18 protein-coding genes and 1 tRNA gene are annotated in these 26,539 nt (G+C 49.9%); 12 read left to right on the top strand and 7 right to left on the bottom strand.

Annotated features, from left to right (window positions below; genetic code table 11):
* Window positions 1-217: 217 nt before the first annotated feature.
* Both ACOTYH_RS13885 and ACOTYH_RS13880 read left to right on the top strand, forming a co-directional pair.
* Window positions 218-1,600, top strand: coding sequence for an MFS transporter (locus ACOTYH_RS13885; protein WP_017694629.1), 1,383 nt, complete (start codon window positions 218-220; stop codon window positions 1,598-1,600).
* 11 nt (window positions 1,601-1,611) lie between these two features.
* On the top strand, window positions 1,612-3,222 hold the full coding sequence (locus tag ACOTYH_RS13880) for a glycoside hydrolase family 43 protein (RefSeq protein ID WP_063413547.1): 1,611 nt from the start codon (window positions 1,612-1,614) through the stop codon (window positions 3,220-3,222).
* A gap of 4 nt (window positions 3,223-3,226) precedes the next feature.
* On the opposite strand, the gene xynR is transcribed toward ACOTYH_RS13880, so the two are convergent.
* From xynR to argL, 3 genes are all read right to left on the bottom strand, one after another.
* Window positions 3,227-3,985, bottom strand: a complete 759-nt coding sequence (gene xynR, locus ACOTYH_RS13875; RefSeq protein ID WP_032652348.1) for a DNA-binding transcriptional repressor XynR — start codon at window positions 3,983-3,985, stop codon at window positions 3,227-3,229.
* A 213-nt stretch (window positions 3,986-4,198) separates the two neighbouring features.
* On the bottom strand, window positions 4,199-5,203 hold the full coding sequence (argF, locus tag ACOTYH_RS13870; RefSeq protein ID WP_196348239.1) for an ornithine carbamoyltransferase: 1,005 nt from the start codon (window positions 5,201-5,203) through the stop codon (window positions 4,199-4,201).
* Window positions 5,173-5,268, bottom strand: coding sequence for a putative translational regulatory protein ArgL (gene argL / locus ACOTYH_RS13865; protein ID WP_214598919.1), 96 nt, complete (start codon window positions 5,266-5,268; stop codon window positions 5,173-5,175). Before argL ends, argF begins: the two co-directional genes overlap by 31 nt.
* 99 nt (window positions 5,269-5,367) lie before the next feature.
* On the opposite strand from argL, the gene rraB reads away from it, so the two are divergent.
* The 10 genes from rraB to ACOTYH_RS13815 all read left to right on the top strand — a co-directional run bounded on the left by rraB (window position 5,368) and on the right by ACOTYH_RS13815 (window position 16,472).
* Entirely contained in the window at window positions 5,368-5,793 is a 426-nt protein-coding gene (gene rraB, locus ACOTYH_RS13860; RefSeq protein ID WP_006810300.1) for a ribonuclease E inhibitor RraB, read from the top strand.
* A 46-nt stretch (window positions 5,794-5,839) separates the two neighbouring features.
* Window positions 5,840-6,598 (top strand): tRNA isopentenyl-2-thiomethyl-A-37 hydroxylase MiaE, encoded by a 759-nt coding sequence (miaE, locus tag ACOTYH_RS13855; RefSeq protein ID WP_047740995.1) that lies wholly within the window; start codon window positions 5,840-5,842, stop codon window positions 6,596-6,598.
* Window positions 6,599-6,628: 30 nt separating this feature from the next.
* Window positions 6,629-7,351, top strand: coding sequence for a hypothetical protein (locus ACOTYH_RS13850; RefSeq protein WP_063413548.1), 723 nt, complete (start codon window positions 6,629-6,631; stop codon window positions 7,349-7,351).
* Between the two features lie 106 nt (window positions 7,352-7,457).
* Window positions 7,458-7,542, top strand: a tRNA-Leu gene (locus ACOTYH_RS13845).
* A gap of 612 nt (window positions 7,543-8,154) precedes the next feature.
* Window positions 8,155-9,270 carry a DUF6883 domain-containing protein gene (locus ACOTYH_RS13840; protein WP_058688917.1) on the top strand — a complete coding sequence of 372 codons (1,116 nt, stop codon included), beginning with the start codon at window positions 8,155-8,157 and terminating at the stop codon, window positions 9,268-9,270.
* A gap of 9 nt (window positions 9,271-9,279) precedes the next feature.
* Window positions 9,280-9,471: a DUF4926 domain-containing protein gene (locus ACOTYH_RS13835; protein WP_058688918.1), complete on the top strand. Its 192-nt coding sequence runs from the start codon at window positions 9,280-9,282 to the stop codon at window positions 9,469-9,471.
* 24 nt (window positions 9,472-9,495) lie between these two features.
* Window positions 9,496-9,963: a YrhA family protein gene (locus ACOTYH_RS13830; RefSeq protein WP_058688919.1), complete on the top strand. Its 468-nt coding sequence runs from the start codon at window positions 9,496-9,498 to the stop codon at window positions 9,961-9,963.
* A 314-nt stretch (window positions 9,964-10,277) separates the two neighbouring features.
* On the top strand, window positions 10,278-11,057 hold the full coding sequence (locus tag ACOTYH_RS13825) for an HNH endonuclease (RefSeq protein WP_058688920.1): 780 nt from the start codon (window positions 10,278-10,280) through the stop codon (window positions 11,055-11,057).
* Window positions 11,058-11,827: 770 nt separating this feature from the next.
* Window positions 11,828-15,343: an AAA domain-containing protein gene (locus ACOTYH_RS13820; RefSeq protein ID WP_058688922.1), complete on the top strand. Its 3,516-nt coding sequence runs from the start codon at window positions 11,828-11,830 to the stop codon at window positions 15,341-15,343.
* A gap of 139 nt (window positions 15,344-15,482) precedes the next feature.
* The gene (locus ACOTYH_RS13815) at window positions 15,483-16,472 is read left to right on the top strand and encodes a restriction endonuclease (RefSeq protein ID WP_086626231.1); all 990 of its coding nucleotides are present in this window, start codon (window positions 15,483-15,485) and stop codon (window positions 16,470-16,472) included.
* Window positions 16,473-16,532: 60 nt separating this feature from the next.
* Here the strand turns inward: ACOTYH_RS13815 and ACOTYH_RS13810 are convergent, their stop codons facing one another.
* The 4 genes from ACOTYH_RS13810 to pglX form a co-directional block, all read right to left on the bottom strand.
* Window positions 16,533-17,882 (bottom strand): phospholipase D-like domain-containing protein, encoded by a 1,350-nt coding sequence (locus tag ACOTYH_RS13810; RefSeq protein WP_058688923.1) that lies wholly within the window; start codon window positions 17,880-17,882, stop codon window positions 16,533-16,535.
* 116 nt (window positions 17,883-17,998) lie between these two features.
* Window positions 17,999-20,083 (bottom strand): protease Lon-related BREX system protein BrxL, encoded by a 2,085-nt coding sequence (gene brxL / locus ACOTYH_RS13805; RefSeq protein ID WP_001193068.1) that lies wholly within the window; start codon window positions 20,081-20,083, stop codon window positions 17,999-18,001.
* Between the two features lie 10 nt (window positions 20,084-20,093).
* Window positions 20,094-22,691 (bottom strand): BREX-1 system phosphatase PglZ type A, encoded by a 2,598-nt coding sequence (pglZ, locus tag ACOTYH_RS13800; protein ID WP_080398104.1) that lies wholly within the window; start codon window positions 22,689-22,691, stop codon window positions 20,094-20,096.
* A 190-nt stretch (window positions 22,692-22,881) separates the two neighbouring features.
* The gene (gene pglX, locus ACOTYH_RS13795; protein ID WP_063413557.1) at window positions 22,882-26,529 is read right to left on the bottom strand and encodes a BREX-1 system adenine-specific DNA-methyltransferase PglX; all 3,648 of its coding nucleotides are present in this window, start codon (window positions 26,527-26,529) and stop codon (window positions 22,882-22,884) included.
* Between the last annotated feature and the right edge of the window lie 10 nt (window positions 26,530-26,539).

Raw genomic sequence — 26,539 nt, 5'->3', positions numbered from 1 at the left:
GAGAGAAAGTCGTCTGCGGAAAATATTCCGCGGGCGGTTTTTTCTTGTCTTTAATTTTCTATTTTAAACAATAGGTTGTGATATATCGTTAGCGTCACAAAAGCGAAATAACGTAATTCAGAAATAAGATATGACCATTGCTGGTTAATTGAGCATCTCATTACACTCCAGTAACACAATGTTGTAATTCAGCACACTACATAAGGGTGTAATTCTGATGACGCAATTAACCATGAAAGACAAAATTGGCTACGGGCTGGGTGATACCGCCTGCGGCTTCGTCTGGCAGGCCACGATGTTCCTGCTGGCCTATTTCTACACCGACGTGTTCGGTCTCTCCGCGGGCATAATGGGGACGCTGTTTTTAGTTTCCCGCGTGCTCGACGCCGTGACCGATCCGCTGATGGGGCTGCTGGTAGACCGCACCCGCACCCGCTACGGCCAGTTCCGCCCGTTCCTGCTGTGGGGCGCCATCCCGTTCGGCATCGTCTGCATGCTGACCTTCTACACGCCGGACTTCTCCGCGCAGGGCAAAATCATCTATGCCTGCGTGACCTATATTCTGCTGACTCTGGTCTACACCTTCGTTAACGTCCCTTACTGCGCCATGCCGGGGGTGATCACCGCCGACCCGAAAGAGCGTCATGCCCTTCAGTCCTGGCGTTTCTTCCTCGCCGCCGCGGGGTCGCTCGCCATCAGCGGCATCGCGCTGCCGCTGGTCAGCATCATCGGCAAAGGGAACGAGCAGGTGGGCTATTTCGGCGCCATGTGCGTGCTGGGTCTGAGCGGCGTAGTCCTGCTTTATGTCTGCTTCTTCACCACCAAAGAGCGCTACACCTTTGAGGTACAGCCTGGCTCGTCGGTGGCGAAAGATCTTAAGCTGCTGCTGGGCAACGGCCAGTGGCGGATCATGTGTGCCTTCAAGATGATGGCGACCTGCTCTAACGTGGTGCGCGGCGGGGCGACGCTCTACTTCGTGAAATACGTGATGGATCACCCGGAGATGGCGACGCAGTTTTTACTCTACGGCAGCCTCGCCACCATGTTCGGCTCGCTCTGCTCGTCTCGTCTGCTGGGCCGCTTCGACCGCGTCACCGCCTTTAAGTGGATCATTGTCGCTTACTCTCTGATTAGCCTGCTGATCTTCTTCACGCCGGCGGAGCATATTGCCCTGATTTTCGCCCTCAACATCCTGTTCCTGTTCGTCTTTAACACCACCACGCCGCTACAGTGGCTGATGGCCTCTGACGTGGTGGATTACGAGGAGAGCCGCAGCGGGCGCCGCCTCGACGGGCTGGTGTTCTCCACCTACCTGTTCAGCCTGAAGATTGGCCTGGCGATTGGCGGGGCAGTGGTGGGCTGGATCCTGGCGTACGTGAACTACTCCGCCAGCAGCAGCGTGCAGCCGGTCGAGGTGCTGACCACCATCAAAATTCTGTTCTGCGTGGTGCCCGTGGTGCTCTATGCGGGCATGTTCATCATGCTGTCGTTTTATAAGCTCACCGACGCCCGCGTGGAGGCCATCAGCCAGCAGCTGATCAAGCACCGCGCGGCGCAGGGCGAGGCCATTCCCGACGCCGCGACAGCCGCATCCCATTAACCGGAGGCAACATGGAAATCACTAACCCGATACTCACCGGCTTCAACCCGGACCCGTCCCTGTGCCGCCAGGGCGAGGACTACTACATCGCCACCTCGACCTTCGAGTGGTTCCCGGGCGTGCGCATCTATCACTCCCGCGACCTGAAAAACTGGACGCTGGTCAGCACGCCGCTGGACCGCGTGTCGATGCTGGATATGAAGGGCAACCCGGACTCCGGCGGTATCTGGGCGCCGTGCCTGAGCTACGCCGACGGCAAATTCTGGCTGCTCTATACCGACGTGAAGATTGTCGACTCGCCGTGGAAAAATGGCCGTAACTTCCTCGTCACTGCGCCGTCCATCGAAGGGCCGTGGAGCGAGCCGAACCCGATGGGCAACGGCGGGTTCGATCCGTCCCTGTTCCACGACGACGATGGCCGCAAATACTACCTCTACCGCCCGTGGGGGCCGCGCCATCACAGCAACCCGCACAACACCATCGTGATGCAGGAGTTTGACCCGCAGACCGGCACCCTCTCGCCGGAGCGCAAAACGCTGTTTACCGGCACGCCGCTCTGCTACACCGAAGGGGCGCATCTTTATCGCCACGCGGGATGGTACTACCTGATGGTTGCCGAAGGCGGCACCAGCTACGAGCACGCCGTCGTGGTGCTGCGTGCAAAAACCATCGACGGGCCGTACGAGCTTCACCCGGACGTGACGATGATGACCAGCTGGCACCTGCCGGAGAACCCGCTGCAAAAGAGCGGCCACGGCTCGCTGCTGCAAACCCACACCGGGGAGTGGTATATGGCCTACCTTACCAGCCGCCCGCTGCGCCTGCCCGGCGTGCCGCTGCTGGCCTCCGGCGGACGCGGCTACTGTCCGCTCGGGCGCGAGACCGGCATCGCCCGCATTGAATGGCGCGATGGCTGGCCGTACGTGGAGGGCGGTAAGCACGCGCAGCTGACCGTGAAAGGCCCGCAGGTGGCGGAGCAGCCCGCCGCCGTTCAGGGTAGCTGGCGGGATGATTTCGACGGCAGCACGCTTGACCCTGAATTGCAGACTCTGCGCATTCCGTTCGACGACACCCTCGGCTCGCTCACCGCCCGTCCCGGCTATTTACGGTTGTACGGCAACGACTCGCTCAACTCGACCTTTACCCAGTCGACCGTGGCGCGCCGCTGGCAGCATTTCACCTTCCGGGCCGAGACGCGGATGCAGTTCTCGCCGGTGCACTTCCAGCAGAGCGCGGGGCTGACCTGCTACTACAACAGCAAAAACTGGAGCTACTGCTTTGTGGACTACGAGGAGGGGCAGGGCAGAACGATTAAGGTTATTCAGCTTGACCACAACGTGCCGTCATGGCCGCTGCACGAGCAGCCCATTCCCGTGCCGGAGAGTGCGGAGAGCGTCTGGCTAAGGGTGGATGTGGATGCGCTGGTCTACCGCTACAGCTACTCGTTCGACGGCGAGACGTGGCACACCGTGCCGGTGACGTATGAGGCGTGGAAGCTGTCGGATGACTATATCGGCGGGCGCGGCTTCTTCACCGGCGCGTTTGTGGGACTGCACTGCGAGGACATCAGCGGCGACGGCTGCCACGCTGACTTCGACTACTTCACCTACGAGCCGGTCTGACGGCTCAGGCCGGGTAGCCCAGCGCGCGTGAGAGCTGGAGCCCGGCCTGCTGAAGCTGCTCGCGGAAATTAGCCAGCTCTGCGTCGTCCACGCGGGAGGTCAGCGTCGACAGGCTCAGGGCGGCAATGACGCGGGACTCGTGGTTCCACACCGGCACCGCCACGCAGCGCACGCCCTGCTCGTTCTCTTCGCTATCCAGGGCATAGCCCTGCTCGCGGGTCTGCGCCAGGGCACTCATTAAGGCTTCGCGAGAGGCAAGGGTAGAAGGGGTATAGGTGGTGTACTGATAGCCCTCCAGCAGGGCGTTCAGCTCGGCCTCGCCCAGCCAGGCAATCAACACTTTGCCGATGGCGGTGGCGTGAACCGGCAGGCGGCGGCCGATGCGCGAATAGGCGATGGCAGCGAGCTTGCCTTCAATCTTCTCGATATAGACCCCTTCACGCCCGTCCAGGATCCCCAGATGGGTAGTCTGCCCGGTTCGCCGGGACAGCTCCGTCAGCCAGCCTTTCGCCTTCTGCCGAATATCCATCGAGCCCACGACAAAATGACCGCGCTCGACCAGCTTCATGCCGAGGCGATACTTACCGTTCTCCGGGTTCTGATCGATATAGCCGTGAAGCTGGAGGGTTTTCAGCAGCGAGTGGAGGGTACTCTTGCTCAGCCCCATCAGTTTGCTGATGTCGGTGATCTTAAGCTCGGTGGCCTGCTCGTTGAACAGGTCGAGGATCTGCAACGCACGTTCAACAGACTGAATAATCGGCATAATGCTGGTATGTCCACGCTGGAATTAAGGCGAAAACGTACCTTTTTCGGGGTGAAAAATCAATTGAGTAGAGCGGGTTGTGGGAGAAAGGGCATCAGCCGCATCGTCGCCTGATTTGCCCGGCGGCGCTGCGCTTGCACGGGCCTACGGGCTGGGTTTTCTCCCTCTCCCTGTGGGAGAGGGCCGGGGTGAGGGCACCAACGCGCAGAGGACTCAACCCCCAAGCGTCGCCACCATCACCGCCTTAATCGTATGCATCCGATTTTCCGCCTGGTCGAACACGATGCTCGCCGGCGACTCAAACACCTCGTCCGTCACTTCCATCCCGCCGTGCAGATCGAACTCTTTCGCCATCTGCTTGCCGAGCGTGGTCTGGTCGTCATGAAACGCCGGCAGACAGTGCAGGAACTTCACGTTCGGGTTGCCGGTCAGCGCCATCATCTGCGCGTTCACCTGATACCCGCGCAGCAGCGCGATACGCTCCGCCCACTTCTCTTTGGCTTCGCCCATCGACACCCACACGTCGGTATAGATAAAGTCCGCGCCCTTCACGCCCGCCGCCACGTCTTCCGTCAGGGTGATTTTCCCGCCGTGCTTTTCCGCCAGCGCGCTGCACTCTGCCACCAGGCTCTCTTCCGGCCAACAGGCCTTCGGGGCCACCAGGCGTAGATCCAGCCCGGTCAGCGCCGCCGCTTCCAGCATCGAGTTGCCCATGTTGTTGCGCGCGTCGCCCGCGTAGACCAGCGTCATCTCGTTAAACGCCTTGCCAGGCAGGTGCTCCTGCATGGTCAGCAGGTCAGCCAGCAGCTGCGTGGGGTGGAACTCGTTGGTCAGCCCGTTCCACACCGGCACGCCCGCGTACTGCGCCAGCGTTTCAACCACTTCCTGGCCGTGGCCGCGATACTGAATGCCGTCGTACATCCGCCCGAGCACGCGCGCGGTGTCCTTAATTGACTCTTTATGCCCAATCTGGCTGCCGCTCGGCCCTAAATAGGTAACGCGCGCGCCCTGGTCAAATGCGGCAACTTCGAAAGAGCATCGTGTACGGGTTGAGTCTTTTTCGAAGATGAGCGCGATGTTTTTACCGGTAAGCTTTTGTACTTCCTTGCCATTTTTTTTATCGGCTTTGAGCTGTGCGGCAAGGGTCAGCAGAGAAGTGAACTGTGCAGGGGTAAAGTCGAGCAATTTCAGAAAGTGTTTCTTGTACAGATCAGACATTTTATCCTCACATGGCGAACGCCACTTGTTGAATTAAAATTCACTTTATATGTGTAATTATTCATTTGCAACCCCGTTTCACAAATCTTTCCAACAAAGGTGGAGGCAAACCCGTCCGTGTGTGAAAATAGAAGTATCTGCCGTACTTTAAAGAGGATTGAGCCATGGCAAACCCGGAACACCTGGAAGAGCAACGCGAAGAGACGCGTCTGATTATTGAAGAACTGCTGGAAGACGGTAGCGATCCGGACGCGCTGTACACCATCGAGCACCATTTCTCTGCGGATGATTTCGACGCGCTGGAAAAAATGGCGGTGGAAGCTTTTAAACTGGGTTACGAAGTGACCGAGCCGGAAGAGCTGGAAGTGGAAGAGGGCGACACCGTCATCTGCTGCGACATCCTGAGCGAAGGCGCGTTGAAGGCCGAGTTGATCGACGCGCAGGTAGAACAGCTGATGAACCTGGCCGAGAAGTTTGACGTGGAGTACGACGGCTGGGGAACCTACTTCGAAGATCCGAACGGTGAAGACGGCGAAGAGGGCGACGACGAAGATTACGTCGACGAAGACGACGACGGCGTGCGTCACTAAGCGTTTCAGGCGGTGGCGCACGCCACCGCTTTTTCAAGGCAGAACCATGGATTACCCGCAGATACTCGCCCCTGTACTTAACTTCCTCCAGTGCCCGACCCCGCAAGCATGGATTGATAAAGCCCGCGACCCGGCGAACCTGCCGCTGCTGCTCACCGACCACATGGTGTGCGAGCTCAAGGCCGCCCAGACCGCGCTATTACTCGTGCGTAAATACGTCGCCGACGAAAGCGGTGCTGACGCGCTGCTCGACTGGCTTAAACCCTACGAGCTGTTTACCTTCCGCGACGGCCCGGAGCCGGACTTCATCGCCCTGCACAGGCAGATTGGCAAAAGCGTGATGCCCAAAACCGACGACCCGTGGGGCCAGGCGCTCATCGACAGTATGGTGCTGCTGATTAAAGAGGAGCTGCACCACTTCTGGCAGGTCCGCGAGGCGATGCTGGCCCGCGACATTCCGTACGTCAAAATCACCGCCAGCCGCTATGCCAAAGGGATGCTGAAGGACGTGCGCACCCACGAACCGCTGACGCTGATCGACAAGCTCATCTGCGGCGCCTACATCGAAGCCCGCTCCTGCGAACGCTTCGCCGCGCTGGCCCCGTTCCTCGACGACGACCTGCAGAAGTTCTATCTCTCGCTGCTGCGCTCGGAAGCGCGCCATTATCAGGATTACCTGACGCTGGCCCAGCAGGTGAGCGACGACGATATCTCACCGCGTATAAAGCTTTTTGGCGAAATTGAAGCCACACTTATCTCGACACCGGACAACGAGTTTCGCTTCCACAGCGGCGTGCCGGTGTAAACCGGCATAACTCAAGGATAAGGATGCGAGATGAATAAAACGTGGACCCGTATTGTGATTGTCGTCATTGCGGCTGCCGCCGTGGCGTTCTGGGTGTTTTTCGACAGGCAGCGCGCCCCGGAACGACAGATGGATAACGCCCTCAACGCGATGCCCGCCTGGCAGGTGATTAAGGAGCAGGAGCCCGCGCTGCATCAGCGCATCCTCGACCAGATGGCCGCCCTGCAAAAAGCGGGCGAGCCGGAGCAGCAGATTATCGACACCATCCAGCCGCAGATCCTGCATCTGCAGATGTCGCGCCTGCAAAACGCCCCGGACGCCAACGTGGTGAACTACATGACCATCAACATGGAGCAGACCGCCGCCATCCAGAAGGTGAGCGACGACGCCTGCTTCCGCTTCCTCTACCCGATGGTGAAGGGCGGCATCAACCCGATGCGCATGCTGGATAAAGATTTGATGGCGCGGCGCATGCAGGCCGACGCCGACATGATGCGCGCGGCCTACGGCAAAAACCGCCACACCGTGACCCCGGCCGAGCGTGAGGCGGCTGTCGAGGATGTGCGGCCGATTATGAAGACGCTTGCCGATAAGTATGGCGAGGACATCCAGCTGCTGCAGATGCCGGAGAAGGCAGTGGGCAAAGAGAAGCTCTCCTGCGATATGGTGCAGGAGATGTGGGCCAAGGTGCTGGCGCTGCCGGAGCAGAAGGCGGCGAGGGTGATTCGGCTGGCGGTGTCTGAGCTGGACTGACGAAGGGCGCTGGTTTTTTGGGCACTTAGCGCAGGTTTAGCGCGTCGTCGCTTGCATGGCGGCGCGCGACAGGTATAATCCAAAACGTTTCCGCATCCCCTTCAGTGCCGAAGTGGCGAAATCGGTAGACGCAGTTGATTCAAAATCAACCGTAGAAATACGTGCCGGTTCGAGTCCGGCCTTCGGCACCATAAGATGCAAATCAAAGTCGCTTAAGGGCGGCTTTTTTTGTGTCCATTTCCGTCCGTAATTGTCCATATCCGACTGTAGTAAAAACATAATTTACCTCTCGAAAGTAAACATTCTTAATTTATGGTCTTTCCGTTTTATTCATTTTTATCTATCCGCACCTTGGCCACCTGGCACGGAATACAGATACTTTGACTGTAACGGTCTCTACATTCAGATGAACCTTGGCGGGTCGTTCCTTGTTTTATTGTAGTTTGCGTGTAGTGCTTGTTGATTATGAAAACCTGTGTGAGAAGTTTTTACTAAAACAACTAATATGATCAGCTTTTGTTGCTTCAAAAATAAAGCCATTTCTGTTGAGTCGTATTGTTATCTGGAATGGATATCTGAGAAATCTATTACGCTAAGAAGGCTGCTATGGTTTAAATGATAAATATTATTTATTATATTTTCTGTAGGTATTTGCTGGCTGAATTTAAAGTATTTTTTTGAACTGAAATTCTGCCTTTATTAGTTGTCAGCAACGAATTATTATAAATTCTGTGTATTCAGCGGTTGATTTTTAATCTGTCGGGGCGGAGAATCCTTATCAAATTCAAGGATAAGGATTTCACATGTTTCGACTTTACCGGTCACACGATTTAACACGGCGATTAGACCCAGAAGATTTTCAATACATTCTGACGCCAGCTGTCTCGCTGAGAGAAGCGTGTATTCATTACGATCTATCTTATGAAGCGAACGGTCACAGTCTCTCTTTTGGTCTTCCAGAAAAGAAATATACCGTATCTCCACATCAAAGACCGTATGAGCGAAAAGATCGTAGCTACGCAGATCCCATCTACGATCAGGTAGAGCAAGAACTACAAATTGGCTGGCTTGTTGGTGTAGATATCTCTAGGCGTTGGAGTAGCGACAGGAATCCATTTTACATCGACGATAATGGTGATTTGATTTTTACACCTACCGCCTCATCGCGGCATTCATGGTTTAAGGGCGAAATTACTAGCGCTTATCGTTACGCAATAGCCGATCGGCAAGGCAGGAAGCCTGCCCCCACTCAACGGATGCATTACGATTATTACGGGCCAACAACTGCACCATCGGGGAAGACGCTGAATAGTAAAGCCGTTGGCCGAATGCTGGCCGCTGGTGGTGTGTATAACGGCAATATTGATGGTTTCCATGAAACAGCGCAGCAGCTTGGTGGGGATGCTCCAGCGGGCTACGATCAAATTATGAACAACAAAGGGTTAATCATTGCGGGTGCCTCTGTTGCGGCAGGATTAACAATGGGCAGGTTGAACCCTTTAAGCGAAATAGATGAACTATCGGGGCTCAGTAAAATACCAGCACTTGAAAGCCCATATGTAAAAGGTTTCACCTCTGAGAGTGGTACATTAGTGAATGCTGAACACGCCGTTATCGACCCGAAAAAACTCGCGGCCTATGCTTTAGATTCAACACATCCTACAGGGGGGCATAAAGCCCGGGTGTTTGAGTCAGCGCTGGGATACAACCCAACTAATGCAAATGTCTTAGCAGCAAGAATTCAGGAAGGCGTATTATCGGCCCCAGCTAAAGTGTTGCAGGCAAATAATTATGGCCAAACAATAGCTGTCGATATGCCCATTTTAGGCGTTAACGGTGAAACAGCGATCGTGCGTACAGGCTGGATGTATGAAACAGACGCGCTAGTTCCCCGACTTACAACCATATTCGTTAAATGAGAGAAAAAAATGAAAAGAGCCGAATTAGACGTAGTGGTTTTAGACGAGGATTTACCGAATGAAGGACTGGTAAAAGGGGCTGTTGGTACGATTGTCATCGTTTTCGATACCCCGACATTGGGCTATCTTGTCGAGTTTTGCGACGAGGAAGGAAGAACAATAGCAATGCCTGCTTTGCTACCTGCTCAGCTAAAGAGTTAACTCACTCCTGGCATCCTCAAAAAAATGCTTGTTGAAAATAATTACCCGGTAGTCAACTCAGTAGACCCAGACGTAATGGCAGACTTGATGCGCCAAATAGCCCCTGCTGAATGGAAGGCACAGAAGAGAAAGGTTTTTGAGGATATCCAGCGCCTGATGTTCAAACGGCTGGACTACTCAGATATGTTCAAAATCATGGATGGATTTAAGTACAACGGTTTGACGCTATATAGCGTGGTGCAGGCGGAGAACGGTGAACCCGTATGGTCGAATATCTACATACGCAACTTTGAAACACGTGACAACGAGATGTATGTCGATCCGAACCTTTCTGAAAAGGTACTGATTGGTGAAGATGTTTTGTCCGTCTTTGCCTACAACTTCGCTGATGACTGTTTCGAGAGCCGCGATAAAGCATCTACGGCTTATGTCATTGAAACATACGCTAACTTCAGCACATTCATGTCCGCGCTGATTGGTACGGTGAACTAATATTCGCCACATTGATTGCTGGTTGTATCGGCAACCAGCATACCTGACAGTTTATTGGATAATCTTTATAAGGTGATGTGGTGTTGTGCTGCTGGATGACTTATGCGGCCTCGTCCAGCGCCAGCCACTCCAGGCGGATTCTATTTGGGGGCATGGCGTATTCCTTTTTGTGTTGTTGGTTGCGTGTCGTGCTTGTTGATGGTGAAAACCGATGTGAGATGTTTTTTCTAAAACAACTAACCTGATCAGTTTAGTTAACGATCTTTTCAGACATAATCTGGTGATGAATTACGCTGGAAAAACAGGATGTAACATTGAATAGCTCGGAAGACGATTTGCTTGAAGTGGCGTGGTATTTGTCGAAGTACGGTAAATCTCAACCACCCGTAGGACTGGGTGTTCAGAAATGGAAAGAGGCTTTTGCCTTGTTTTATCCTCGCTTTGGAGCGGGTAAAACCGCCAGCGAGTTTCACAATAGTCTGAAAAATAGCCGTGACCGTTTTGATTCCTGGCTTAGTGATGTGCGTGTCGGCTGGTGTGACGAGCAGGGCGCTCCTGCTGCGCTTTCTCATTCAGCGCAGCGTGTGCATCAGCGATTGAGTGTGCTTTCTGATAGTGCAATTGAGCAGCACGTTCTTTCGTTAATATCGTCTGATGGAGAGGAACAGGCACAACGTGATTGCCTGGCTATCCAGCAGGATAAAAGTATTGAAGATACTGTACGCGAGCAGTTGATTGCGGCACGGCTGGGGCAGGGTACCTTTCGGAAAGATTGTCTCATGTTGTATCCGGCATGCCCTGTTACGGGGACGACGTTTGCGCCGTTACTCCGTGCCAGCCATATAAAACCGTGGGCTGCCTGCGAGAATGGGAATGAACGTCTTGATCCTTATAATGGTATTATATTATCTGCGCACATTGATATTCTATTTGATCAGGGATGGATTTCGTTTGAGAACGATGGGCGTTTATTAATTAGTAATGAGCTGGATATTAGTGTTAAAGAGCAGTGTTTGTTGCCCGAGAAAATAAAGGCGTTTTCTGTTGAATCGTATTGTTATCTGGAATGGCATCGTGAGAATTTACTGAGATAGTTAAGTTTTGACGAGAATGCCTTTGATATAGGATGTAATGATTCGTTTGGTAGGGGGAAAGGTACAAAGTGAAGATGGTAAAAATATATTCAACAGGAAGTTGTGATGCTGCAACACGTGAAGGTTCGGCGGAAGTTGTGTTGGAATGCGAAGGGAAAATAAAATATCTGACCTTCTCCTACAGTGATACGACCGCAAATAGATGCATTCTCCAGGGCTTTATTGATGGTGTGAATTGTTTGAAGAAACCCTGTAACGTTGAATTAATCAGTTCATGTGAGCTCGGTGTGAAGAAAGCGCAGAAAGGAAAGGGAGTTAATGTAGATTTGCACTAGGAGTTATGTGGAATCTTGATAAAGAAAGAATGTGAATATTCTTTTTCTGTCATGCATGGTGAAGGCGACACTTTGAATGCTTTTATTCGCAAGCATCGGACAAAACAATAGCTGGAGAGCCTACATACAGAACCATCTTCGACAGCGCTATTGTCTGAATTTACAGGTTCCAATATTGCATTGAACGCTGCCAGTAGGGCTCACGGGCTTCTGGAGCGTGCCGTGTAACCGGTAACCCTCTGCTGCTTCGGTTATAAAGCTTTTATGCGCCATGCAGCAGGATATGCTTGCCTCCTGAACTCCGTATAACCCGAGTATTTTTATCGAAGCGTGAACAAAACATTGCAGCCAGCTTTTCAACGTGGACAATGGTTATCCATACGGTGATTTTATATTCGATAAATCAATGGATTTCATTGAGTCATAGGACTGATAATGGATGAAAATGCTTTAGGGTTTGCCTCATACTGGCGCAACTCGCTTGCAGATGCTGAGTCAGGAAAGGGCAGTTTTGAACGGAAAGATGCCAAAAATTTCACTCACTGGCATGGGATAGCGGCGGGACGTATTGACGAAGCGATCGTCGATAAATTTTTTGAAGGAGAAAAAGACGACGTCGAAACAGTCGATGTCATCTTGCGGCCAAAGGTTTATTTCCGGTTACTGCAGCATGGAAAGGACCGTTCCGCTGGTGCGCCTGATATTGTTACCCCGATAGTGACGCCAGCCCTGTTGAGCCGTGAAGGTTTTTTATATCCGACGCCAGCGACCACCATTCCCAGAGACCTGCTTGAACCTTTGCTAAAAGGAGCATTTTCGATTGGTGAGATTGAGCAGTATGACAAATACATAACGACACATACGTCATTCTCTATCAACTTTGATGACAGCGTTGATAAGACCGCCGAAACAGATGAAGAACGAGAAGCACGATATGCAGCCTGGCAGCAGGATTGGCGTCAATATCTGGATGATTCAGAGAGACTACTGAAGAACGTTGTCGGCGACTGGATTAAAAATCCCGAGCAATATGAACTCGCTGAGCACGGTTATATTGTTAAAACTGCGCAATCTGGCGGTGCCAGTTTCCATATCCTTTCGCTTTATGATCACCTGCTTATTTGCAAAAAGGATGTGCCGCTCTTCAATCGTTTCGCCTCGCGGGAGGTTCATGCTGCAGAGTCTTTGCTCGCTCCGGAAGCAAAATTCAGCGACAGGCTTGGACACTCCGGAGATAAGTTCCCGCTTGCAAAGGCTCAGCGCGATACCTTAAGCCATTTTCTGGATGCCAGGCATGGCGATATCCTTGCCGTTAACGGCCCTCCGGGTACCGGGAAAACTACGCTGGTGCTTTCTATTATTGCCACTCAATGGGCCAGAGCGGCTCTCAAAAAAGCAGAACCTCCGGTTATTATCGCAACTTCAACGAATAACCAGGCTGTAACGAACATTATCGAGGCGTTCGGGAAAGACTTTTCCCAGGGTACTGGTGCTATGGCCGGACGATGGTTGCCAGAGCTGAAAAGCTTCGGCGCTTATTTCCCCTCAAGCACTCGTAAAGCCGAAGCAGCCAAAAAATACCAAACTGAAGATTTCTTCAACCAGGTTGAGTCAAAAGAGTATGTAGAGGATGCACTGCTGTTTTATCTGGAGAAAGCTAAGGCAGCCTTTCCTGAAAAAGATTGTTCATCCCCTGAAAAGGTCATTGAACTCCTGCATAGCCAGTTGGCAGAAAAATTCGAACAACTGGTAAGACTGAACGCAACATGGCAAACGTTAAGCCAGGTTCGGGCTGCGCGTGAGCTTATTGCTAACGACATTGAGCAATATCTCGCTAATTTAAATAAATTACTTTCCGGGCAAGAACAAAAAGTCACTCTACTGAAGAGTGCTAAAGCGGAATGGAAAAAATATCGAGCCAGTGAATCACTGATCTATTCATTATTTTCATGGCTACCAGCGGTTCGCAGTAAGCGGCAGTACCAAATACAGCTGTTTCTAGAAGATAAATTAGGTGCGTTGATTGCGGGAAATAATTGGTCTGATCCTGAAACCATCGAACGTAATATAGATGGACTGCTCAACTCCGCTGAGCGCGAGCAAACAACCTACCGGCAGCAGATTGACTCCGCCCATGAAATTGTTCTTAAAGAACAGCAGGCGGCTCAGAAGTGGCAGAATCTGGCACTTGATTTAGGGCATGAGGGCAACGAGGAGCTGAGCTTCTCACAGGCAGATGAACTGGCTGATACGCAGATTCGCTTCCCTGCATTCTTACTGACGACCCACTACTGGGAAGGTCGTTGGCTAATGGATATGGCGAAGATCGATGATCTGCAAAAAGAGAAGGGCAAGAAAGGTGCTAAAGGGGTAGCCGCCCGCTGGCAACGCCGAATGAAACTTACCCCATGCGTGGTCATGACCTGCTATATGCTGCCCGGCAATATGCAGATAAGTGAACACAAAGGTCAGCGTAAATTCGAGAAAAGTTATTTATATGATTTTGCCGATTTACTCATTGTCGATGAAGCCGGGCAGGTGCTTCCTGAAGTGGCTGCTGCCTCGTTTGCCTTAGCTAAAAAGGCATTAGTGATTGGTGATACGGAACAGATCCCGCCAATATGGAGTATTGCTCCCGCTATTGATATAGGTAACATGCTGGCGGAAAAAATTCTGTCAGGTAGTACACAAGAAGAGATTACTGAGAAATATACGGCAATCGCAGAGCTTGGTAAAAGCGCCGCATCTGGCAGCGTCATGAAAATAGCGCAGTGTGCCTCACGCTATCAATATGATCCCGAACTGGCTCGTGGAATGTACTTATATGAACACCGCCGGTGCTTCGATAATATTATTGGATACTGCAATACGCTCTGCTATCACGGTAAGTTGTTGCCTAAAAGAGGGTGTGAAGAGAGCAATTTAATGCCCGCCATGGGTTATCTCCATATTGATGGTAAAGGAGAACTGGCAAGTAGCGGAAGTCGATATAATTTGCTTGAAGCTGAAACGATAGCTGCCTGGCTGACAGATAACCAGCAAGATATTGAAGCGCATTACGGCAAATCGCTTCATGAGGTTGTCGGTATCGTGACGCCTTTTAGCGCTCAGGTATCGACCATCAAACAGGCGTTGGGTAAACAAGGCATCAGTACAGGCGCGAATGAAACGTCGCTCACGGTGGGCACCGTGCATTCTCTTCAGGGGGCGGAAAGAGCGATTGTTATATTCTCGCCAGTCTATTCAAAGCATGAGGATGGCGGGTTTATTGATAGCGATAACAGCATGCTGAACGTTGCTATCTCCCGTGCGAAGGACAGTTTCCTGGTCTTCGGCGATATGGACCTGTTTGAGATCCAGCCAGCCTCATCTCCGCGGGGATTACTGGCAAAATATCTCTTTGAGTCAGAAAAGAATGCGCTCTCTTTTGACTATAAAGAGCGTAAGGATTTAAAAACTGCCGAGACCAAAATATACACACTCCATGGTGTGGAGCAGCATGATAATTTCCTGAATCAGACGTTTGAAAATACCGGTAAACACATCACGATAGTTTCTCCATGGCTGACCTGGCAAAAACTGGAGCAAACCGGTTTTCTTGATTCTATGATTGCGGCGTGTTCACGTGGTATTAACGTCACGATTGTCACTGACAGAAGCTACAACACTGAACATAATGATTTTGAGAAGCGAAAAGAGAAGCAGCAGAACCTCAAAGCGGCGCTGGAGAAACTGAACGCCCTTGGTATTGCGACAAAACTGGTCAATCGTGTTCATAGCAAAATTGTTATTGGAGATGATGGTTTGCTGTGCGTGGGATCGTTCAACTGGTTTAGCGCGACACGTGAAGCGCGATATGAACGATACGATACATCAATGGTTTATTGCGGTGATAACCTGAAGGGCGAGATTGAGGCAATTTACAATAGTCTTGAGAGGCGTCAGGTTTAGGGTAGGAATTTGATTGGCCATCTTATCGACTGTTTTCCAGCATAAGATGGTTGAATGGAATGACCATATTCTGGTAGACAGTTTCTGCCCGCACGGTGAGGCATTTTCAGAAGGAATTATTGTGGCGACTAAAATGTGGATGATCCGCGGTGATGGCGGAAAATTGTACGATGACTTCAGGGACAAACAGGTTGTTGCAATCGGCTGGTCGCAGCTCGCTCCCTATGTGAAAACGGGATGCTCAAGAGAGCAGTTGTTTACCCGGTATCAGGAGCTTGAGCCACAGACTAAGCCAGGCACAGTTCGTTCCGGTGCTTCCCAGGTCTGGCGCTTTGTGAATGAGATGCAGAAAGGTGACTGGGCTATCACTTATTCACCTTCTAATCGGACTTATTTGATAGGGAAAATCGCCTCAGATTTTGAGTTTCATGCCGAGTGGCTTGAAGATGGCATGGGCATTGCCCGTAAAGTGAAGTGGAACGCGGAAGAGATTAAGCGCGATAGTCTGAGTGATGCAACTAGAAACACCCTTGGCTCTACGCTAACGGTTTTTCAGGTGCCTGAGTTTGCCGTGAATGAATTAATGCAGGGCAAAAAGCCTGTTTCAGATGTCGTGCCGGAAGTAACTGTTTTAGGTGAAGAGGATGAGGTTGTTTCTAATCCTCTGCGCGACATGGAAATGATCGCTTTTGAAGGTATCAAGGATCGTATCAACCGTCTCGACTGGGATGAGATGCAAAATCTGGTCGCTGGCGTGTTACGCAGCATGGGATATAAAACTCAGGTATCGCCTGCTGGTGCTGACCGTGGGAAAGATATCATTGCTTCACCTGACGGCTTTGGGTTCGAAAATCCACGCATTATTGTTGAGGTAAAGCATCGGCGGGAACAGATGAGTAGCCAGCAAATTCGTAGCTTTATCGGTGGCCGTCATAAAGACGATCGCGGGCTGTATGTCAGTACAGGCGGATTCAGCAAGGATGCGCGCTATGAAGCCGATCGTTCTACAATCCCGTTGACGCTATGGACGCTTGACGATCTGGTTCGTGCGTTAGTGGAAAACTATGAGCAAGTGGATATAGAGACTAAGCTATTAGTTCCACTCAAGAAAACGTATTTGCCTGCCTGAGTTTTCGACGCCTGTTTATGTTTAAACAGGCGTTGCTATAGGTTTGAGTGAAAGGCGATACTAAATATTCACTCGAACTGGATAGCCTAATGCACGCAAGGCTTTATTGGTTCTGCCATTTCTGGGAGGCGTATCTTCTGGCCTTGCCCAACCGACCACTTCAGCAATAGAGTTAATACCGTAATGCTGGAATTTGTACTCCTCGTCTTTGCCTGCCAGATAGATCCTTTCCCACATTAAGGAAGGCTTTCCACCGTAGAGGACATAGTTGAGCAATTCAGCAATAGTCATGCCTTTTTGATTGGTTTGGCCCATGATCCATTTTGTGAATAAAACGGCGCGCTCTTCCTTATTTAAGGATGTTTTGGCTGAATAGCCAAATGTTTCAGCGCTCATTTTTATCACATGGTCCATTGTTGCATGTGTATAAGCGAATATTTGATAGAGCTTATCCTCTGTCAATGAGCCAATATTATTTTTTGAAAAGTGTTCGCGAATATAGGGAGCGTAAATCCCAAGATGAATATCCTCATTAGACGGAGGAACTGATTGGCTTTTCCACCAGGAGAGCATACTCATCAATGCTGCTTGTGGGTTTTTACTATTGGTACGGTGATAATCCTCAAAAGGATAAGTATTATCTTGTTGATGAACTTTCTTATAATAGTATGCGTGTAAAAATTGATCGGTTTGCCAAAATTGTGGAGTATCTTCTGATATCCATACAGGTCTGTAATCATTAATTTGGTCTGAGATACTCTTAATGATTGAAAATGTGCTTTCCCATTCTTTATGGAAACTCTCTTTCCTTCTATCTTTAGTTTTTTTGTTATCAACAAAATTCACACCACCCCATTCAGGTATTTCCCGCTTTTTGATAAGCTCTCGTTCTTTTTTCTCTAATTCGATTTTTAGTTTTAATAATTGTCTTTGTTCATCAATAATCTCTTTACTAAGATCAACGCAAGAGTCAAGCGATGCTAAGTTATCGAAGAATTCCTCTAGTTGTTCAATTAAATTAGAACTGTATAAATCACTCTCAGTGAAGAAAATACCAGCTTCTATATTCGAGTACCATGCACGCTCAGTTAAATTGGCTGAACCAATATAAGCGCCATATCCCTTCCACCAAATAACTTTGCTGTGCAGGTAATCTGGTATAAGTTTACAAAAAATATTATTTTTAACGTTAACGAGTAGTTTTGATAAAAATGCAGGCGATACAGGAACTGTATGATCATATCGCATCCAAATATCAAGTCGGTGATGGTTTTTTATGCAATGATCGAGGAGCGTGGTTTTATCATCTCCATAAGCAATGGCGGCAACAACACCATCAATTTCTTTACCTGGAGGAGGTAAACATGATCTAAAAAACTCTCTATTTAATCCGTTAGCAATAAGTTTCATTATTATTTTACCGGGAAATTTTTCATAAAATAAATGTATTTAGGATGATGTTATATTAAATAAAAATAATATGGGCATTAACATACCGAGAAATGTGATCCATTCCTCGGTATGTCTTAATTTACTCCCAGCGCCTTATAAACCGCATCTACAGGTTCAGAGTAAAAACTGACCTGGAATTTGGTAAACAACTCGGCTGGCACCGTCGGGATATCTACCGCGGAAGACATCGGCAGAAGGACCTTTTTCGCGCCGCTATCGAAAGCAAGTTGTAAGCTAGCCGCCAGATCCTGAACGGGGTTGATTACTCCACCGAGCGTCATGCTACCTAACACGACCATTTGTTCCTGAACGGGTTTCGCCAGTAAAACGGAACACAGCGCAATAAGTGCTGCCAGACTGGTCGCGGTACTTGGTCCAGTATTGTGCAATTCGACTACGTGCAGGTGGTACTCATGTTCAGAAAATTTCGCTGTTGCACTAACGCGGCTGAGGTTGCCTTTGAAATAGTCAAATCCAACCCGGATAGCTTCCTTAGCCGAGGTACTTGATCCCAGACCAGAAACGCTATGCTTACCATTGCCTGCGGTCATCTGAGTTTCGAAGCGATACAGACCCGTCATGCCACTTTCCGCTTGCGTGACCAAATGCACAACGCCAGGTTTGGGCATGCCAGCAGGAATTAATTCGCTGCCGCCCTGTTCTGGCACGCTGACGAAGAATTCTTCCAGCGTTTCGTTATCGATGTAACTGAAATTCACATCGAAAAATTCCAGTCCGCCCAGCTTTTTAAGCTGTTCTTTGACACGACGTCGGGCTTCCATGGCGTAGGTCAGGCAAACTCGGACGTCCTCTTTGCTGTAAGAGCCATTGGGATGAAGAAGTTTCAATAGACCAGAAACCGTGCGCCTTACAGCGATAACGTCGCGCTGGTTGAGGTTATTACCCAGCTTGTAGAACTTATCGATTGCGTCGGAGAAGCTGCGCTTACGCATTTCCCGCATGTATTCGGCGAGATAATCTGTGATAAGGCCGTAGCGGTTGGTAAAGAATTCCGGGCGCATTTTCGGAATTTCCCAGCCGGGGATATAGGCATGGAAGCGGTCGAAAAATGCCGTGTCGATCATCGCGGCAGGGAAGGGAGCTAACAGATGGCTGGTTTTGACTAATGTCTCTACGCTTTGATTGATGTTGCCGACGAACACCATCGATGCTTTGCCTTCAATCGAATCTCTGCCGCGGGAAAACGAGCCAGACGCCATGTAATCTTTCATGATTTGCACGCCGTCTTTATCTTTGAAAGTGATCCCCGCTACTTCATCAAACGCGACCACATCCCACATGCCGACCAGGCCAATCTGGCGGCTAGCCATGTTGTAAAACAGGTTTGCAACCGTGGTTTGCCCGCCGGAAACTAACAGTGAGTTTGGCGAACACTCTTTATAGACGTGGCTTTTACCGGTACCGCGTGGACCCAGTTCACAGACGTTATAGTTGTTTTCCACGAAAGGGATCATGCGGGTGATCAGGTGCCACTTGGTTCGCTGCTCAATGTTAGCAGGTTCCATACCCACGGAACGTAGCAGGACATCAATCCACTGGTCGCGGTTGAAGTGCGTACGTGCGGTAAATACCTCTTCCATGTCCATATTGGGCATCTGGATAGGTTTAAGCGTCATCAGAGAAAAGGGCGACGTTTTTTGTCCTTCCTCAAAGAAGTAGTTCACGGTGATCATGCACCAGATGCCGCCGGTCAACAGTTTTTCGTTGTCCTTGACCATCTGCGGCGGAACCAGTGCATCTTTAATGCCGAGGTTGGAGAGCTGGGCTTCGTAAACGTCTTTCTTCTGATTGAGCTTTACCGATACTTTATCGATGATCTTGTAGGATCCTCGCTCACGAATGAGCGATTTCACTTTCTCTGCTTCATCAGGGCGGACGTAGTTGTCAGCCAGAATACGCTTAACGTTCTGCAACCCTTGCTCGACGATCTGGTCATCGTCGGAAGCGCAGTACATACCGAGCAGATACTCCAGCACATAGACCGGGACGTTAGCCCCTTCCTTGAGCTGCTTGGTCAGATCTTTACGCACCACCCGACCGCGAAAATGCTGATTCAGTAAGGCGTCCAGATCGTAACCTTCTGCGACGAGTTCCCCTTCGGAGACGGCTGGAACGGGTAAGTCATGATGGGTTTGCATATCGCCTCACTTAAAAGAAATCATCCTGAAATGCCAGATCGATAATCACAGGGTACTTCTGGTAACCCGTTTCCGTTTGCGCATCTTCCAGTATCAACCAGTATTCATTACGGCGATTAAAATTCGCGCCAATCAGCTTCAGCGTAACGTCACGCACACGTTTTTCCATTGTGTTGTTATCGCTGTCAAAGCAGATTCGCTCTTTACCGGATACCACATTATTGGCGTTATCGACGATGAAGATGTTCAGAGTTCGCGCTTCGTATAACTCACCTACCGGATGGGTTTGCAGCAGGCTGACTTTATCAATGTTATTGACGAGTTTGATCAGCGGATGGTAATTCACAATGTCTACTGGACGACGCTGAGGTTGCTTCTCGGCAGCCGTTTTCTGCAGCGCTTTCACCAGCAATACGGGAACGCAGACTTCCTGTAACATGGCACCACCGTGGACAAACCGCGCTCCACCTGAGAAATGGAAACGCTGGATCCCTTTCGGGATCAGGAATTCGCTGCTATCGCTCACGCCTGCCGTATCCGCCACTTTTCCTTTCCAGCAAAAATCATCGGCAGGGAGCTGATGACCGATAATAAAGCGTTTGTGGTTTTTAATCGTATTGTCCGGTTTGATCTGCAGCGTGGTTTTATCCTGCCCGGAAAGGGGCTGCTGCTGGAACAGGAAACCGTGGTCCGCCGTGACGATAATGCGTGTACCATGAAGACGGTTTATTACACGGGTCACTAAATCCTTCAGTTCAACCACTGCGTTGCGGCACGCTTCGAAGGTCTTTTCTTCCGTAGATGCGCTGTCACCCATGGCATCAATGGTGTTATGCCAGATATAAACGACTTCGTAATCGCGAATAAGATCTCGTCCTTGCTGATTTTTCCATTTCAGAAGATCGTCCGATTTTACTGCCATCCCTTTATATTTCTTAAGCATGGTATCGCGGTTAAGCGTACCTGAGGTAGACAACCCGTCCGCATAAACGATGTCACCATTACCCGGTTGGTAGCATATCTCGTCATGTGGCAGCAATGCCGCCATTCCCAGCTGGGTATAGCTGGGTAACACGCCCAATTGGGAACGCAGTTCGGCAGTAAAGCGTTTTTCGGTATTGATCTGGTTGCCCAGCTCTTCTGCCACTTCGTAACGCAGCGCGTCGGAGATAATCACGAATACGCGCTTGATTTGTGGATTATTAAACTGCGGCTTAACCACCTCATTGTAGAAGTTCTGCTGCCGTGGAACGCCCGCAATACGCCACTCCTGCATACGGTTTTCGGCTTCCAGAACCTTATTCCAGCTCCGGCTTAATTCTGCCAGATACCAGTTGGAATACAGCGCCTCAATATAGTCATCCAGGCTTTTCAGGATCATTGCGCCTTTGCTGTGAACCAACAGCGCGTATTCGTTAAACAGGCGGTAGGCCTGGTCAAAGCGGAACAGCTCTTCGCAGTACGCTTTCCAGAACGTTGCGCTGTCCTGATAGTGGAAACCATCAATATGACGATTGCGCAGATTCAGCAGCCGCTCAGCCTGACGAAGTGCATCATAAATAGCGTAGTATTCCTGACGCGTCTGGCACCAGTATTTGCTCTGGCGTTCAGACAGAAGCTTCTTGAAGGCTTCACGGTCAAGCGTGGTGCTCTCTTCCAGAAGCTGCGTCACCAGCGCATGAATAATGGTCTGTTCAATGCTCAGTGTGGTTTCGCACTCGTGCAGATCATATGGCGAGCTGAGACGATACTGGTCTTCTGGTCGCAGCGCATCTTGCATCTGTTGTGCGCAGTAATCATAGGCTTCTTTGTAGCGACGGTCGGCACGCCAGGTGACCATAAAGGCCAGCGCGGATGCTTTGCCTGACGGCGTGGTCAGCATATTTTTTTCCAGCCATTCGCGTTTCTGCGGATCAGCCTGCGCGGAGAGATCGGTACAGAACAGCTTGAGGATCAGGTTCTCCAGAGAAGGCTGTTCGGCCTGGTAGCCCATTTCCTGATTCAGAGTGTCCCACAGAACGCCTTCCAGGTCGTGGCGTTTCAGCATCGCCAGCGTGTTTTCCAGGTCGCTGTCGTTATCTTTTTGCTGATTAACGTATTGGGTAATCAGGCTGAACAGAATCTCTTCCGTTTTTGCTGTTTTCACGCCAGCGATGACCGCAACCATCTTCTTATCAAGGGAGGCTTCGTTTTCCTGCTCAGTCACCAGGCCTTTTAAGACAGCAAGACGTTTAGTGCTGAAAAATGCCTTCCGGCGTTGGATATGCTCACGTAGGCCAAGCTGCGGAATGCCTAACGTATTCAACGTGATGGCGGCGAAGTCGGCATGGAATTCCGTACTGTAAAGACGAATATCCAGCAGCCAGTCGAACTCTTTTGTAGGCACATCGCGGGGAAACCATAGCAAAAACTGCTGTTCAGGCTCATCAATTTCAATGCGCTTTTTCACCGCCAGCTGCGACTGGTCGGTCATATCGAGCAGCGTGACGTTCTCCAGTTCGAGGTTGCCCAGCTCTTCGAGGAAACGCTTATCGGGATCGTGCCAGAAAACGATGCGGTGTTCGGCGAATTTTGCTTTAAGGCCGGCAATAAATTCCTGATTTTGCAAGGTCACAATCCCATGTTGATTCGGTAAGTTCGAAGATGTCTGAACGCCTTGGGAACCGTGTTCCGCGTTCTGACACAAAGCCGCATTTTATCATGAACTGGAGGTGATGAATGCCTGAATAAGGCTGGTTTCCCGTATCGAGATCACCACCAGGCAGAAGCCCGGTGGTGTGGGAAGGTAAGTTATTTGATTAAATCACCTCAGGCGCATTGCCGGTAATGGCTTTCACATCCGCCAGCAGATCGCCAAACTTACCGTAGTTAACCTTAACGCCGTCGTCGAGATCAATACTGATTCTCATATCAGCATAGTGACGCAGGCGATCGTCAAAACTGCGTAGTTCGTTGAATTTTTTGCTCAGGCTATCACGTTCACGTTTCAGCCGGGTGGCTTCTCCACCGGAGGCACCATCGACCTGTTCGTTCAGGCGATCGATATTAGCCTGGTAGCGCGCCAGCAGCGGCACAACATATTCGGTACGCATTCTCGCCAGCGTCGTATCGTTGTAGCGATGCAGATAGACCAGGCACTCGAACGCTTTCTCTTTACCTGAGCTGAACAGCCAGTAGATCGGGCGCTTTTTATACATTTTCATATGATCTTTCCAGAACCGAGTGGAAAGATAGCGACGGATGGTATCCAGCGCAGATTCGCCTTTTTTAGGACTTATCGCGTATAAACAGAGAGTTTCGGCAATAAAATCAAGGTTTTCCTGCAGGTGTTCTTCGCCCCAGACGGTGCGGACAAACTCTTTAACGCGAGAGGTGATGTCATCGTCAAACCACTCGTCATCCATCAGCGGCAGGATGCCGTCATTGTCGGCAGGGAAAGTTTTGTAGGCACCTTCAGCGACAAGTTCGGTAAAGCCTTTGTTGCCTTCGTGGGCGTAGACCAGGCCTTCGCGATCGAGGGAATAACGGCCCATCATGGCACCACTTATATAACTCAACATATCAATAATATAACTTCCTGGACCTTTGTTTTTCAGGTATTTATTTTTAACTAAGGTTAATTCATCATGATACGAGCTTTCTAGTCCATATATTTTCGAAAGCAATCTTTCCAATTTTATCTCAAGTTCATAACAGCAATGTATAGTATCTTCAACATGAGTAGAAAGATATATCCAACCTTGCTCGATGGTTTCGGTTTGTTTAAATGCAATAGTTAAAAGAGGTGCTTGAAAACCTAAGTTTGCTTCATGTTCACCCCAGTCTTTTTTATGAAATTCAATAAGAGACTGAGTTGTTTTTATTATCTCCTCTCTCTCTGAGTTGGAGATGTTTTTTGGGATTGGAAATTTGCGAACTGTTCCTGATTCAAAAGTAATGGTTGGCGATAATATTTTGAATAACCTTTGAGAAATAGTGCTATTTAGTATCGCTTGGATAAAAAATAAATCTTCTTTCCTATCGAAGAAAATAGATGAGCCTGCATCGGAAAATATATACCCATTTGGATAATAACGAAGAGAAATTTTACCCGTCGAAATTCTTGACCACCCTATATTTTCTCGGAAATAATAAGGCATGTTTTTGGCTGTTCTGGTAGGGCTGCCATAAAGTTTTGTGGCGAGCTCAATTATTTCTTTTCCGTCATCTTCCCAGTTAACAACATATTCTGAATTGCCATACCATTTTCTATACTCACCGCCTTTTATAATAGGGAACCATTTTTTATGACTTTGGATAGCAGAAGCAGAATCAGTTGCATTAAAGCATATATTGTTGAGGCTTACTTCATGCCAAAAACGCAAAAAACGCTCATTGTCATTCGTTTGTAGACCGACTCTGGGCTCACATTGTTCACCTAATTGTTGAGAATTAATAAATAGATCCCGAACATGACTTTCTTCCCAATAAGCAATAGGCGCACCAGGGATACATTTAAATTCATCTTGTTGTATTGAGTTGAAAATAAAATATTTGTTTTTAAGGTTGTTACTTTTTTCTATTTCATTTCCTTCTGTCAAGCGAAAAAAAACTGGTTTGTTTCTTTTTAGCTCAAAATTCCCGATCACCCAAGCTGTTGTTTGTACCACTTCTCCAGATATTTGGCTGAATGCTCGAGGCCCAAGGTGGGCCATAGTAATAAATGCTTTGTTTTCTAAGAGCCAATCTCTTAATTTTTCATAGCTTAATAGAAACATCCACGACTGCATGTTTATCTGTGCGTTAAAACCATGGGCATTGAGCAATGAAAAAGCATGCTGCATGAAAATGGAAAATAAATCTGTTTTACTGTCTGGGAAATTTATTTTAGCAAACGTTTTTAACTCACTATTCATGCCACCATTACCCATATACGGAGGATTTGCCACCACCGCATCATACCGCTTAGCCAGTAACCACGCCTGTTGAATATACGGAATAAACGCCTTTGCTGCCGTCTTCTGCTGGAAATCCCCTTTCTGCTCCAGGCGATACAGCGCATCAAGAAACGCCTTCAACTCCGCTTCTTCTTCCTGCGACACCTGAATTAGCGAGCCCAGCGTTTTGGCGTTCACGAACAGCTTCAGCGTGCGCATTAAGAGCTTATATTCCGCGCTGTCGGTATGGGCCAATACGGCATTTTCGGCAAACATATCTCCCATGCTGCCGGTCTGATTTTGCTGGTGGAAGTTCAGTTGCTGCCACAGTTTAGCAATATCCAGATGCAGGCTCTCCTGCAAGGAGACAATATTCAGACGCACCTCGCGGGTGAATATCCGGCGGTCATCCTGACGGGCCATCATTAATAAGGCAAAGCCGGAAAGCTGTGCGGCACGGTCGTCAATGTCGAGACCAAAAACATTATTTTCCAGAATCAGCTGTGGAATATCACGGGCGCGATAGCCGCGCTCTTCGTAGATATTTTTCAGCACATTATAGGCTTCAATCAAAATATGGCCGGAACCGCAGGCCGGGTCGAGCACTTTAATGCTTTCCGGTTCAATGCTGGCAGGGGTAATAGCAGCCAGCTGCGCCTGCACTTCCGGCGTCTGTTCGGCGGGCTCTATGTAATAGTCCATTTTGCCTTTTAGCGGCGAGTCCGGGTAGGTCTGCAACCACTGGCGGCCAACGGAGTTCTGCACCAGATACTGCACAATCCAGTTCGGGGTAAACAGTTGGGTGGCGGCAGGAATATCTTCGCTCTTTACTACCTTGCCAATAACGGCATCTTTTTTCTCAGAGATATAGAACTGGTATAGCCAGCCGATAACCTCAACGTCTTGCCAGTCTTCTTCCGGAATACCGTCTACCAGACCGCGCAGAATAGAGTCGGTGCGGGTCAGGTTATCCGGCAGTAGAAGTTCGGCTTCATCGTCGACTGCTTCAAACAGGAACGGCATCGCGCGGTGCAGGGCGTGGCACTGGGCCAGCAGCAATTCACGGTAGATGGCTTCGTCCTGGTTGCCGGAAAGTTTCATCTCGACCAGCAGCGCCTTTTTCTCCGGCAGTAGCGCTTCCGCCACTTCCGGCACGTGGTCCAGCACTTCAAAACCGGTAGGATTATCCGGGTGAGAGAGCATACGGAAGCCGTGGTCAAGGTAACCCTGAATCTCCATATAACGAATGGCGCACAGGCGGTTGAACCAGGTGTAGGCACAGTGCTCAACAAGTACGTCAAAGCCCTGCTCGCGGGCGCGTTTGACTAGACGATCGCGGCGAATGAGGGTGGATTTGGGGTAGTCGAACTGACCATAGCGCACGGTTTCGCCGACGATCTCAGCATCCGCAATTCGCAAAGTACCTTTTTTATCGGCGGAAATCCCCAGCGTGGTTAGCTTCTGGATCACTGCATCGCGGAACTGGTTACGAGCCTGTGGAGCATATTTTTTGATGTTATTGGTATTCATAGAAAATCCT

It is taken from the genome of Enterobacter cloacae complex sp. SHL001, from assembly GCF_049236825.1.
In the GTDB taxonomy this organism is placed as follows: Bacteria; Pseudomonadota; Gammaproteobacteria; order Enterobacterales; family Enterobacteriaceae; genus Enterobacter; species Enterobacter hormaechei_C.
This window is presented reverse-complemented; position numbering and strand designations above follow the sequence as displayed.

Bases quoted from the DNA above. Each gene is read 5' to 3' on its own strand.
- ACOTYH_RS13850 (WP_063413548.1), top strand. From the start codon at position 6,629: ATGAATAAAACGTGGACCCGTATTGTGATTGTCGTCATTGCGGCTGCC.
- ACOTYH_RS13835 (WP_058688918.1), top strand. From the start codon at position 9,280: ATGAAAAGAGCCGAATTAGACGTAGTGGTTTTAGACGAGGATTTACCG.
- ACOTYH_RS13820 (WP_058688922.1), top strand. From the start codon at position 11,828: ATGGATGAAAATGCTTTAGGGTTTGCCTCATACTGGCGCAACTCGCTT.
- pglX (WP_063413557.1), bottom strand. From the start codon at position 26,529: ATGAATACCAATAACATCAAAAAATATGCTCCACAGGCTCGTAACCAG.
- argF (WP_196348239.1), bottom strand. From the start codon at position 5,203: ATGTCTGATCTGTACAAGAAACACTTTCTGAAATTGCTCGACTTTACC.
- xynR (WP_032652348.1), bottom strand. From the start codon at position 3,985: ATGCCGATTATTCAGTCTGTTGAACGTGCGTTGCAGATCCTCGACCTG.
- brxL (WP_001193068.1), bottom strand. From the start codon at position 20,083: ATGCAAACCCATCATGACTTACCCGTTCCAGCCGTCTCCGAAGGGGAA.
- ACOTYH_RS13880 (WP_063413547.1), top strand. From the start codon at position 1,612: ATGGAAATCACTAACCCGATACTCACCGGCTTCAACCCGGACCCGTCC.
- miaE (WP_047740995.1), top strand. From the start codon at position 5,840: ATGGATTACCCGCAGATACTCGCCCCTGTACTTAACTTCCTCCAGTGC.
- ACOTYH_RS13885 (WP_017694629.1), top strand. From the start codon at position 218: ATGACGCAATTAACCATGAAAGACAAAATTGGCTACGGGCTGGGTGAT.
- rraB (WP_006810300.1), top strand. From the start codon at position 5,368: ATGGCAAACCCGGAACACCTGGAAGAGCAACGCGAAGAGACGCGTCTG.
- ACOTYH_RS13815 (WP_086626231.1), top strand. From the start codon at position 15,483: ATGATCCGCGGTGATGGCGGAAAATTGTACGATGACTTCAGGGACAAA.
- ACOTYH_RS13830 (WP_058688919.1), top strand. From the start codon at position 9,496: ATGCTTGTTGAAAATAATTACCCGGTAGTCAACTCAGTAGACCCAGAC.
- argL (WP_214598919.1), bottom strand. From the start codon at position 5,268: ATGAATAATTACACATATAAAGTGAATTTTAATTCAACAAGTGGCGTT.
- ACOTYH_RS13810 (WP_058688923.1), bottom strand. From the start codon at position 17,882: ATGAAACTTATTGCTAACGGATTAAATAGAGAGTTTTTTAGATCATGT.
- ACOTYH_RS13840 (WP_058688917.1), top strand. From the start codon at position 8,155: ATGTTTCGACTTTACCGGTCACACGATTTAACACGGCGATTAGACCCA.